The sequence below is a fragment of the Ruegeria sp. BI12 genome (assembly GCF_056537985.1).
In genome coordinates, this window is sequence record NZ_JBQFSL010000001.1 from 2,002,500 (window position 1) to 2,014,186 (window position 11,687).

12 protein-coding genes are annotated in these 11,687 nt (G+C 52.5%); 5 read left to right on the forward strand and 7 right to left on the reverse strand.

The annotated features are described in order from the left end of the window. Positions 1-96: 96 nt before the first annotated feature. The gene (locus ACR0AK_RS10150) at positions 97-555 is read left to right on the forward strand and encodes an Lrp/AsnC family transcriptional regulator (protein WP_480793222.1); all 459 of its coding nucleotides are present in this window, start codon (positions 97-99) and stop codon (positions 553-555) included. Positions 556-847: 292 nt separating this feature from the next. On the opposite strand, the gene ACR0AK_RS10155 is transcribed toward ACR0AK_RS10150, so the two are convergent. Then, complete coding sequence (locus ACR0AK_RS10155; RefSeq protein ID WP_480793223.1) at positions 848-1,861, reverse strand: zinc-binding alcohol dehydrogenase family protein; 1,014 nt, start codon at positions 1,859-1,861, stop codon at positions 848-850. Between the two features lie 81 nt (positions 1,862-1,942). Continuing rightward, positions 1,943-2,233, reverse strand: a complete 291-nt coding sequence (locus ACR0AK_RS10160) for a putative quinol monooxygenase (RefSeq protein ID WP_170558285.1) — start codon at positions 2,231-2,233, stop codon at positions 1,943-1,945. A gap of 105 nt (positions 2,234-2,338) precedes the next feature. On the opposite strand from ACR0AK_RS10160, the gene ACR0AK_RS10165 reads away from it, so the two are divergent. Next, complete coding sequence (locus ACR0AK_RS10165) at positions 2,339-3,232, forward strand: LysR family transcriptional regulator (RefSeq protein ID WP_480793224.1); 894 nt, start codon at positions 2,339-2,341, stop codon at positions 3,230-3,232. Positions 3,233-3,674: 442 nt separating this feature from the next. Here the strand turns inward: ACR0AK_RS10165 and ACR0AK_RS10170 are convergent, their stop codons facing one another. Together ACR0AK_RS10170 and ACR0AK_RS10175 are read right to left on the reverse strand one after the other, a co-directional pair. Further along, positions 3,675-5,384 (reverse strand): sulfatase-like hydrolase/transferase, encoded by a 1,710-nt coding sequence (locus ACR0AK_RS10170; protein ID WP_480793225.1) that lies wholly within the window; start codon positions 5,382-5,384, stop codon positions 3,675-3,677. A gap of 353 nt (positions 5,385-5,737) precedes the next feature. Further along, positions 5,738-6,679, reverse strand: coding sequence for a LysR family transcriptional regulator (locus ACR0AK_RS10175; RefSeq protein ID WP_480793226.1), 942 nt, complete (start codon positions 6,677-6,679; stop codon positions 5,738-5,740). A gap of 100 nt (positions 6,680-6,779) precedes the next feature. Between ACR0AK_RS10175 and ACR0AK_RS10180 the strand changes: the two genes are divergently transcribed. Further along, positions 6,780-7,004, forward strand: a complete 225-nt coding sequence (locus tag ACR0AK_RS10180) for a DUF1127 domain-containing protein (protein WP_170558318.1) — start codon at positions 6,780-6,782, stop codon at positions 7,002-7,004. Continuing rightward, positions 6,994-7,218, forward strand: coding sequence for a DUF1127 domain-containing protein (locus ACR0AK_RS10185; RefSeq protein ID WP_480793227.1), 225 nt, complete (start codon positions 6,994-6,996; stop codon positions 7,216-7,218). Before ACR0AK_RS10180 ends, ACR0AK_RS10185 begins: the two co-directional genes overlap by 11 nt. 576 nt (positions 7,219-7,794) lie before the next feature. Here the strand turns inward: ACR0AK_RS10185 and mgrA are convergent. The 3 genes from mgrA to ACR0AK_RS10200 all read right to left on the reverse strand — a co-directional run bounded on the left by mgrA (position 7,795) and on the right by ACR0AK_RS10200 (position 9,998). Further along, positions 7,795-8,862 carry an L-glyceraldehyde 3-phosphate reductase gene (mgrA, locus tag ACR0AK_RS10190; RefSeq protein ID WP_480793658.1) on the reverse strand — a complete coding sequence of 356 codons (1,068 nt, stop codon included), beginning with the start codon at positions 8,860-8,862 and terminating at the stop codon, positions 7,795-7,797. Positions 8,863-8,987: 125 nt separating this feature from the next. After that, the gene (locus tag ACR0AK_RS10195; protein ID WP_480793228.1) at positions 8,988-9,512 is read right to left on the reverse strand and encodes a cysteine dioxygenase family protein; all 525 of its coding nucleotides are present in this window, start codon (positions 9,510-9,512) and stop codon (positions 8,988-8,990) included. A 216-nt stretch (positions 9,513-9,728) separates the two neighbouring features. After that, positions 9,729-9,998, reverse strand: a complete 270-nt coding sequence (locus ACR0AK_RS10200) for an HlyU family transcriptional regulator (RefSeq protein WP_170544884.1) — start codon at positions 9,996-9,998, stop codon at positions 9,729-9,731. A 484-nt stretch (positions 9,999-10,482) separates the two neighbouring features. Between ACR0AK_RS10200 and ACR0AK_RS10205 the strand changes: the two genes are divergently transcribed. Next, a complete protein-coding gene (locus ACR0AK_RS10205) occupies positions 10,483-11,577 on the forward strand; it encodes an AI-2E family transporter (RefSeq protein ID WP_480793229.1) in 1,095 nt (364 codons plus the stop codon). Positions 11,578-11,687 lie beyond the last annotated feature (110 nt).

An 11,687-nucleotide genomic window follows, 5' to 3' on the forward strand; every position in this document is an offset into this window, starting at 1 on the left:
GTTTGAGGCAGGATGCGTTGTATTGGCAGGGGAGTGATTGCGAATTATGCTGCGGCTGGAATAAATTTTGGCATTATCTGCCAATAAGGGGGTAAAATGGACGCCAAAGACCGACAGATCATACGCGCCCTGCAGGCAAATGGGCGTATGACCAATCAGGACCTCGCCGCCGCAGTCAACTTGTCGCCGTCGCCTTGCCTGCGCCGTTTGCGCAACCTCGAAGACAGCGGCACGCTCCGGGGTTACAGCGCCGAGGTCGACGCGAAGGCCTATGGGCTGCCGATCACGGTCTTTGTGCGCATCCGGTTGGAGCGCCACAATGAAGACGATGTACGGCGCTTCGAAAGCAGGATCCATGCGATTGACGAAGTGCTTGAGTGCCATGTCCTGACCGGAGCCTCTGATTATCAGTTGCGTGTGGTGGTGCCCGGGCTGGATGACTATGAGGATTTCATCCGCCATCGCATCCATCCCATCGGAGGCATTGCCTCGATCGATACCAGTTTCGTTTATTCTACCGTAAAGAAGACCAACGTGTTTCCAGCAATCGACTGACCGCCCCTAAAGCGGCGGCCGTATCCATTCAATGCAGGTGGCCCGGGGAATTGGCACAATCTGTTCCGGAAGAAGGCACACCTTTTGATCACGCCTACTTTGGGGCACAAGTGGGTCGCACGACGGATCATCCGGTGCAACGGTCACATTGGGCGATGTCAAATAGTGTTCAGGTGCTTTGTACAGGTCTTCAAGCTCGTCTCCTCCGCAGGTAATCGTTGTCGTTCAATCATTGGCGGCGAAATCGAAGCCGTGTTTCCTTCAGACTGCCGTCGAACTCCACACCCGCATTTCAGAAGCCCTCCAGAACGATCTTGCCCTTGGCCTTGCCGCTTTCCAGCAGCGCATGGGCGCGGGTCAGGTTGGCAGCATTGACTGTGCCATAGGTCTCGGTTGCGGTGGATTTGACCTTGCCGCCATCGATCAGCCCGGCGACCTCGTTCAGAATGTCGCTTTGCCGCGCAATGTCACCCGTTTCGAATAAGGACCGTGTGTACATGAACTCCCAATGGATCGAGACCGACTTCTGCTTGAATGGCATGATGTCAAAATTCTCGGGATCGTCGATCAGGCCGAACCGGCCTTGGGGGGCAATGAACTCGGCAATTTGCTGGACATAGTTTTCCGAGTTATTGGTCGAAAAGACAAAGGCTGGCGCCCCAATGCCAAGGGCCTCGATCTGCTCGGGCAGCGGTTTGGAGTGGTCCACGACAAAGTCGGCCCCCAAGCCTTTAACCCAGTCCTGCGTTTCACGGCGCGAGGCTGTTGCGATGACGACCGTATCGGTCAACGCCTTCAAAAGCTGAATGGCGATCGAGCCGACACCCCCGGCGCCACCGATGATGACAATGGCATTGGCCGCTCCAGCAATAGGTTGGGTGACATCGATACGGTCGAACAGCATTTCATAAGCTGTCAGCGTCGTCAGAGGCAGAGCTGCTGCCGACGCCGTATCGATTGACGCTGGCGCCTGCCCAACGATGCGTTCGTCAACAAGATGATATTCGGAGTTCGTGCCTGGACGGTTGATCGCACCCGCATACCAAACCTTATCGCCCACCTTGAAGCGGTTAACGTCCCCTCCAACGGCAACGACTTCGCCGGAAGCATCCCAACCCAGAATGGCGGGCGTGTCGCCTTCTGGAGCGCGGCGCTGGCGGATTTTGGTGTCTACTGGGTTGACAGAAACCGCCTGCACCTGGACCAGAAGGTCGTGACCAGTGGCAACGGGGTTTGCGGCTTCGAAATCAATTAGCGCATCGGTGCGGTCTATCGGGCCAGCGCTGTTGTAACCTACGGCTTTCATATTCATGTCCTCTTGGATGCGGTGTCAGAGTTGGCGACTGTTTTTGGGTGGCGGAGGGCTTCCCCCACCGCCCGAGGGGCCTTAGGCGATCACGCTCATTTCGTTCAGCGTGAATTCAGCAACGGCGCCCTCAGTGGCCGCCATGTAGGCCGCCAGATGCGGGGCGCTCATGTGGGTCTGCCACAGTTCACGGCTCTCCCAGTTTTCATAAAACATGAAATGCGCCGGGTTTTCGTTGTCCTGATGCAGATCGTAGTTGATGCAGCCATCCTCAGCACGGGTGATATCAATCAGCTTTTCAAGCTCGGCCTTCACAAGATCGATCTGGTCGGGATTGGCTTTGATGTTAGCAACGATTGTCAGTTTCGACATTGTTATATTCCTTTCGGTGCGTCGATTGCTTGAGCGGAATATACTGCTGTGATAATCCCGGATAAACGCGCAGATAGCAAAAATATAATCCGGAATTTACGCATAATGCTGATCGACAATATCCGCCTGTTTTTGAAGATTGCCGAGAAAGGCAGCATGGTGGCTGCGGGCCGCGAAATGGGACTGTCAGCAACAACGGTGTCCGAGCGGCTTGCGGCGCTCGAAGCCCACTATGGCGTTGTTCTGTTTAATCGAACAACACGCTCCCTCAGCCTAACCGATGAAGGGCGCACCCTTACTGAGGGTGCGAAGGTGGTGTTGGCAGAGGTGGAAGACTTGGACGCGCGTATTCGCCATGGAGCAGAGGCCATTTCGGGGCCCATCCGTATTAGCGCGCCCGTTGATCTTGGGCGGAGCATTATTTCCGAGGTGATCGCCCGTTTCACCGAGAAGCATCCGGCGGTTTCGGTCGAGTTGTCCTTGTCAGATGGATACGTGGATATAGTCGGGGAAGGGTTCGATTTGGCCCTCAGATTTGGGACAATGACCGATAGCACTCTGCGCGTACGAAGGTTGGGAGCGTACAGGCGCGTTGTGTGTGCAGGTCCGGCCTACCTCAAAGCGCACGGCATACCTCGGAAGCCGTCCGACCTTGCGGATCACAATTGCCTGGTCATGCGGTTTGGTAGGACTCTGGACAATGTTTGGCGTTTCGGGACTGGCAAGGCATCACAAGTCGTGACAGTGCGTGGAAACAAGATCGTCAATGATGGCTCATTGGTGCGCCACTGGGCCTTGGCGGGGCATGGCATTATCCTGAAGTCCGAGCTTGATGTGGACGCCGATCTGAAAGCAGGAAAGTTGATTGCCTTACTGGAAGATCATGCCTCGCCCGCGAACCCCTTGCAGATGATGTATCCCCCAGGCCGTGCACAGCCACGGCGTGTACAAGCACTTGCCGAAGAGCTGACTAATGCCATGGCACGGGTTTCGGCTTAAGCCCTTTGGCACAGACCACAATTGCGATGTTTGCCGCAGTTAAATCGAACCATCCCAAAGGCCCTGTTTGCTTGCCTTGCCTGTTTTTACGGTGCCTCTCCGATATGTACTTGTCTCATGGCGCGCAAAACAGTGAACTCAATCTTCCATCCTTTGCGTTAGCAAATCGGACCACTGAAAGAAGAATGTCCAAGGTCGGCTAAGGGCCGAGACCGCCAGTTGACGGCCGGAAGCCGAGTAGCTGGTTTGCCCGCAAAGTGGACGTTCAAGCAAGTTGCACCGAACGACCGCAAAGCGGACAAAGCTGCCGTTTACAGCGGTTTCGCGTTGGGGGCCGCGTGAACGACAGCTTTGCTACCCAAAGGCTGAATTCGAAAGTCGTTTCTTTTCAATTGTGGAGTTTGTCAACGAAGACCCGCAATTTGCGGGCCCCTTTTTGCAGTCAATCTCCCCAATCAAAATCCATCATTTCGAAGCTGGGCTGACGCTGAATAAACTCCTGCACGGTTACCGGCAGGCCTTGCAGATTTCGTTCAAGCCTGTCCGCAATTGCAAGAGTTTCTGGACGGGCGTTTGATAACCCTGTCAGAGGAATTCCACGTGCGTTTGGTTTATCGGGATACTGTTCTTTCAGCAGCTCGTGCCGCATACGCATCATCTTGAATTGTCCAAGAGTGTGAATGAGAGGAACCAAGTGGGGACTTTCTTCGTGTGGATCTTGGTAAAGGTCGTAGTATGACGCACCGATACCAGATGCGGCGCCCGGGTCTGCTGATATCCAATGCTGCTTGTAACGCCCTTTCACAGTAGCCGCGAGTGTGTGACCTTGGTAAATATGCACCCAATCACGACGCGAGAAAGTATCTCCGTTCAACAGCAATGAGCTCTGGTCGACGCCATCGATAACGCGGTCGCGAGGGATGTGATCTGTTGCTCCGGCAATAGTTGCGAAGGTTGTAAACAAATCTGTGACATGTACCATGTCGCCAACCAATTGACCGCCATCAATCGTACCGGGCCACCACGCAAACGCCGGCACACGAACGCCGCCTTCGGTAAAATCGCCTTTTCCACCTGAAAACATGATTTGCGTCATGCCCCACCCTGGCGGAGGATTGTGAACCATTGGTCCATTGTCCGCCATCGCCACGAAGATTGTGTTCTCGGCGATACCAAGGCTCTCAAGTTCATCCATCACTTGACCCACGAATAGATCAAGCCTGTGATATGCCTCAGCGACTTTGCCACCATTCAATGTGTTTCGTTCGATATCCGGTTGAAGGAAATTCAGCCAATTGGGCCAATACTGTACGTAGAATGGTTTTTCGGCTTCAGCGTTCCGTCGGATGAAGTTGATCATCCTGTCTTGGCTTTCGGGATCGACTTTGGAATACCATTCGTTGTTAGGTAATCCCCATTCTTCCCCTAGTTCGCCTTTTCGTCCGTCAATCGTCTGAACCCAACCTTCAGGAAGAAGACCCGGATCATCTAACTTGTATGGATCTTCTGGACCAATATTGGGGAACCCAAGCGTTGCATTGGCAGCGGAACCCATAGCGTCATAGAGAGATGTTATTTGGTTCATCGGGGTGAAAAGAGCTTCGTCGAAACCTTGGTTGTGCAAGTAGCTTTCTTCGATGTCCCCTAGATGCCCTTTTCCATAGTGCGCAGTTGCATAGCCAACTTCGGACAGTACTTCGGCAATCGTAACCTCGTCACCTCGTAGCCCCGCGTACTCATGGGGCATCCCCACAACACCCATGCCATGTCTGACGGGGATGCGACCTGTTAGAAATGCAGCTCGAGTTGGAGTGCAAGACGGCTCGGAGTACATCCGAGTGAAGTTAATTCCTTCGGCCGCCATTTCGTTTAGATTAGGCGTCGAAAAACCAAGAGTTTTTTGAATTCCCGGAAAGCCCACGATGCCAAACGGCTGATCGTCCCAAAGAATATAGACGATGTTTGGTGGCCGCCCGTGTTTTTCTTTGAGTTCCGCCAATCTCGTTTGAATGGCTGCGTCCTCTTCCGCCCAGCGATCTCCATGCTGTGCATTTAGTACAAAAAACTCTGCATCGTGAATAATTTGGTTGTCTTGCCCCGCGGCGACAGATGCCCACATCGCTGCGGATGCGATCAGTACCTTCTTCATCATTCGGTCGTCCCCCCCATCTTCTTATCTTCCAACCATACCAAAAGTCATTAGAGTATCTTACCAGCAAAGGAATAGAAGGTTGGTCGACGACCGCTTCACTCCATGCATGTCCGATAGAACAGCAATACTAACGACACGTCCAGCAGTATGAAACTGTCCGCTCCGGGCTCGAAGCGGTCGCTCGTAGAGTTTGGACGAATGTCTGCTCTGCGGACAAAGCAGACATACCTTCGGAACTAAAGCGCTGAGAAAGATCTACCAATCTCTGCAATTTGCTGACCCTTGGGCTTTTAAACAGCCACAACAGATGGGTTTGGATAAACTTGGACAACTGCGATCGTTTCTATACGTAGTTAGCCGTTCCTTTGGTTCTCTTCGGTAGCCCGAAACCGCCGCACGAGATAATCTACGAACGCGCGGGTTTTTGGTGCCAGGTTCCGCCTTTCGGCAAACATTACGACAATATCTGTGCTGGGTGGTGCATACTCCGGCATGACGTGGACAAGTTCGCCGGAGCTAAATTTAATGTTTGCCATATAGCAGGGCAGCCGTGCGATTCCGATGCCAGCAAGAGCGGCTCGAAAGACGACATCGGTGCTGTTTCCCTCAAAACTGCCCGTTGCTTCAAATTTTTCGCCTGCGTTCGGTTCGATGCTGTTCCAAGCGTTCCGTTGGCTTCTCCCAGCAACTCTCAAGCAATTGTGCTCAGCCAATTCCGCAAAATTCGACGGTGTTCCAGAACGGACAAGGTATTCAGGTGAGGCGCATAGTACCCTTCGACTCTGCATAATGCGCCTGATGACCATATCTGGATTCTTGCGTTGTTCCGCAAAACAGATCGCCGCATCGAACCCTTCACTCCGAAGATCAATTTCTCGGTCGGTCAGATCCAGAGATATTTGAACCTCTGGGTTCTCATTCATGAAATCTGGCAAGGCAGGAATCAGTTGGGACTTACCAAATGCAACAGTGCACGCAATCCTGAGTTCTCCGCGTGGGACACCGTCAAAGCTATGGATCAACGCTTTGGCTTCATTAAATTTGTCAGCCATCGCTTTGCACTTTTCATAGAAATCTTGGCCTTCTCGCGTCGGAGAGACACCCGTTCTGGTGCGATTAAGAAGGCGGTAGTGAACCTGATCTTCAAGAAACCCGATCTGCTTACTTACTGCTGATGGGGTCTGCCCCATTGATCTTGCAGCCGCAGAGATGCTGCCCTGCTCGACAACCGTCGCAAAAATTAGCATTTGCGCAGAAATGTCCATGTCGTGACCTTTGCTGTTCCAAAATGGCATGGGGCCTTTGCCAAATTGTCGAATTGTGAGCGCTACCAAATACTATTATCTCTGCATTGCAGCATAAATACTGCACCGCAGCAACGGACAAGGCAATATCATGGCAATTACTCGATCAAACAGCGGGCTAGATGTCGTTTTCGAAGCTGGCCGCACGTTCTTTCATCAAAAGCTGGACACGATACGCAGGGCACAGGCCAAACGCAGGGTTTATCGCGCAACGTATTATGAGCTCTCGGTGCTATCTGACCGTGACTTAGTAGATCTGGGCATTCCGCGCAGTAGCATCAAAAGACTTGCTATGGAGGCTGCGTATGGCTGCTAATACCCATACGGCTGGTACAGATCGTGGTCACGCCATTGCTCTATCAATCAGCTTCCTGGCGTTGATCGGAGCCACGGCAAATGCCGTCTTGAAGACGCTTCAAATGGCCCGGATGCTCTCCACACTTTCGAAAATGAGCGACTACCAACTCGCACAGATTGGAATTTCTCGATCCGATATCCCGAATTACGCGGCGAAATTAATGGCTGAATAATAGAGCAGAGGCCCTCAGGTCAGAAGCTCACACGAAATTTGCTGGTTCTCGCTCCTCCCAGAGTAAGCCAGCAAAAGCGGTGGCGAAAAAGCCAACAGGGAGCGCCAACGCAAAGGGCCAGCATTTTCACCTCCTCCCGAAAATGCTGGCCCAAACCACCCTGCCAAGCGGGAGCCGCGAAAGATGAGAGGCAGGAGAACATCGCGAGACCCGATCGTTCGTCGCCTCCGCTTCGGCGATCAAGACAGCATCTGTGTTCCTTTTCTTCGATTAGATGACCAGACTCGGCGCGCATGGTTTTGTGGAACCGTTACCAATAAAGGGGATTTGGATTGCGCGCAGAATGTTCTTCGGTACGACAGTATCGTTTGCCCGTCTCAACCCAAGTTCTTCTGACAAGACCCAAGGCAAACCTCCAGGCGAAATTTTTCGGAATAACCACCAGCAATGGCCGCTATCCATTCCGAAGCCGTCATCTGACTAAAAGACTCAGATGACTGCCGTGAGCCCAAAGCAGAAACGCCATGCGATTAAGCAGAAAGACCTGCTAGCACCAGAAATCAGTGGTCAACAATCTTACTCAATTTCCGAGGATCGCGCCCAGAGATTGATTTCCTCTTCCGAGCTTACCTCATCAATCTTAGCGAGTTCCGCTTCGGTAAATTCCAAATTCTGGACCGCACCTACGCAATCCACGATCTGCTCAGGACGCGAAGCGCCAATAAGGGCTGTCGTAATCCGGTCACCTCTCAGCACCCAAGCGAGCGCCATCTGAGCTAATGATTGACCGCGTGACGCCGCTATGTCGTTTAGAGCCCTGACACTCGTCAATGAACGTTCGTTGATCATGCCGTCCAATAGAGACTTGCCTTGGGTCGCACGACTGTTTTCGGGAATGCCGTTCAGATACTTCGATGTCAAAATACCCTGGGCAAGTGGCGTGAACGCAATCGATCCCACGTTCAATTCGTCAAGCGTATCCAATAGCCCATCCCGCTCAACCCAACGGTTGAGTAGGTTATACGACGGCTGATGAATCAGGCACGGCGTGCCAAGGTCTTTCAAGATGGCCAGCGCTTCGCGCGTTCGTTGCGAGTTGTAGCTTGAAATTCCGACGTAAAGTGCGCGCCCAGAGCGCACTATATAGTCTAAGGCTCCCATAGTTTCTTCCAGAGGGGTATCTGGATCAAAGCGGTGGGAATAAAAGATATCTGCGTATTCTAACCCCATCCGCTTGAGCGACTGATCACAAGAGGCCACTAGATACTTTCGTGATCCCCACTCCCCATAGGGGCCCGGCCACATATCGTACCCTGCCTTGGTAGATATGATGAGTTCGTCCCGATAGCCTGCGAAATCAGTTTTTAAAATTTCACCGAATGCTTCTTCCGCCGATCCCGGTGGTGGGCCATAGTTATTTGCTAAATCAAAGTGCGTTATACCCAAGTCAAAAGCAGTGCGGCAGAGATCGCGCTTTGTCTGGTGTGGCGTATCTCCACCGAAGTTGTGCCATAGCCCAAGGCTTATCGCGGGTAGCTTTATGCCAGACCGCCCACAACGGCGATAGACCATTTGCTCGTAGCGGTCCGGATTGGGAAGAAATGGGCGTGGCCGAGGCTTCGGGGGGCGTTGTAATTTGCTCATCTGTCCATAATCCGAGATCATCACCCCGTGTCAATTCAACGAGATAGTAATCGGCAATCGGCGAAGCCTGCCGTATAGACGGAACATGCCTCAGGCATTGCCAGCGTAGATTGTCAAACTGCAAACTAGTCCTCGAATAACGCGCGAACCTTCGACATGTCATAGGCATGTTCCGTCAGGTTTTCAGGATCCCATTCGCTTCGCTCAGCTTCAAAAAAATCCCCGCCGTATACGTGGATTGCTCCGGTCAACTTGGGGATAGGGTTTGTAACCGAGTGAATGAGGTCCTTACCAAGCGGAGCATATTCACCCGTCGACAACGCTCGAGCCCCCGCCGCTTCAATGCGTCCGTTAGGGTCATCTGTTACGCGCCTCCAAAAAATGTTATCTTCTCGGCCACCATAAATACCGATCACGGCCCACATTTCGTGATTGTGGGGCATTATGGTCATTCCTGGCTTCCATACGACGTTGACGATTGTCAGATCACCTGACTTGTAAATGGGAAAGATACCGCTTTCGGTCGGCTCTCCCAATGCTTGCGCCACGCCCGCGGGATCGCGCATCGCCCGGTCCACCGCCTCAGCCACCGATTTGTGAGACGCGTCCTGATCTACTGCGGTCCGGCAGTCAGCTACAAACTGTTCCATGTTCCACATATCTTCAGCCCCCAATTGCATACGATAAATGCAACAGGGTAGCACAGGCTGTAAAATAGACGAAATTGGGACCCAGATTGCAGCTGCATGTATCGGGTATCTAAGACTTCCAATGACTGCTTAGCGTTTTTTAGCCAGATCGGGGCGGATGTCTACTTTGCAGAACCATCCGTCGATTGCATCGCATACATTAGGCTGTCTGTTTGCTTAATCGAAAATGCGTTCGCCCTGCTCGTCGATCACCTGTTTCGCCTTTGCGATGCTGAAGCTTTCGCCCTGATCACGGGTCTCAAAAACATCCGCCCGGATCACAGTATGGGTCTTGCGATCTCCGTCGATGGTCTTTTCGATACGGGCTAGAAGGCGGTATTTGCCACCTTCGGGCATCAGGTCCGGAAAGATTTCGAACCCTCTGTAAGAGACTGGCTCCAGCTCCGACTTTTCACCACCACCAAAGAGTTTAGAGAAGAGGGACATTGGGTGGTTCCTTTCAGCGTTGCTATGACGGGAGAATAGCGCCGCTTGGGACAGGCGTGAAGCATGTCTTGCTACCAGAACACTTGTCTTCGATCCGGCGCCACGCTTTTTGCGTTGCCTCATACGTTCAGATCCGCGGTAAAAGTCCATTCCCCCCCGCACCACTCTCCCTTGCACGGGCGGCCCAAAATCGCCATTCTGACTCGCCGCCGCCAACGACCGCTTCAAGCCCAAAGCGAACTATCAAATACCCGATCTCAGTAGGTGGCTGAAGAACCAAGCTTTCGTTGATAACCGTTGAGATTGAGATTTCAGATCGACAGCAAGTTCACGGCAAAAATATGAAAGTCTTCACCGGAAATCTCTTCTATTCGTTCTCGAGAGAAGTAACTGAACCTTTTGCCAAGTTACTTTCAAGGCGAGCTAATATACCTTCATTTCAGAAAGCGGCTGGACAACGCTCTGTCCTGTAGGGAGCCTACAAATGAAAAAGAGTATGCATCATAAAGATCCTGCTCCAAACTTCTTAGGGCTCACGTTCTGGTATCAGTTGGTCGTGCTGGTGTTCTTGACAATAGCGTCATTAGTCCTCGCTTCGTCTGTACTGGTCCCCCTGTGTTTTGCGGCCCTCTTGTTCGTTCTCCTTACAGCGACTGCGGATCGTATCAGCAGATTCAAGATATTCGGAAGTACCGTCCCGAAATGGCTTGCGCATTTGGCCGCAATTTCAATTGTGTTAATCGGCCTCTCGCTTGTGTTGTCGATACTATCCAGTCAAGCCGGCGAGGTTTCGGAAGCGTTTCCGCGCTATGAGGAACGGTTTTCCAGCATAGTCGCAAAGCTGGTATCACTGGTTGGGCAAGACAACTATGCAGCCGCGGTAAAGGCCTTGGAGCAAATCAACCTGACTGGGTTCGCGAAAGGAGTGATCGGGTCTGCCGGGGCGTTCTTAAGCGCGTTTTTCCTGGTGCTGCTCTATGTGCCATTTATGATGGTCGAACGCGTTCCAATGCGCGCCAAAATTAAGCTTGCAATCAAAGACAGGGAAGCCGCTGAAAAAGTTCATCGCGTTCTTGAGAGCACGTCGGACAGCATTCAAAGATATGTTGGCATCAAAACGCTGGTGAGTGCCCTGACTGGCTTGGGCAGTTATGCCGTAATGGCATCCGTCGGCCTAGACTTCTCTGAAACCTGGGCCGTTCTTGCGTTTTTGTTGAATTTCATCCCGACAGTCGGCTCTATCGTCGGCGTCGCGCTTCCTTCAATTGTCGCACTGGTACAGTTTGAAGAAGTCGTGCCCTTTCTTGTGGTTCTGATTGGTTGTGGCGCAGTTCAATTCTCTATCGGCAATATCCTGGAGCCAATGCTACTTGGGAAAAGCCTGAATTTGTCGCCATTCATGGTCATTTTGGCGCTCACGTTTTGGACTGCGATCTGGGGCATTGCCGGGGCGTTGATGAGCGTCCCGATCACCGTGTGCATCATGATTGTACTTTCGAATATCCCGTCTACGCAGCCAATCGCGATACTGATGTCCGGTGATGGTAAGGTAAACAACGCTGATGCAGTGAACAGCTAAGCGCGAGAGACGTTCGCCAAACTGGATGGCGGCTTTTTACCTGACTCTATCGGCGAGTGTATGTGTCAGCCCCGCATGGAACGTTCGAAACACCGTGCCAAGTCTGAGTT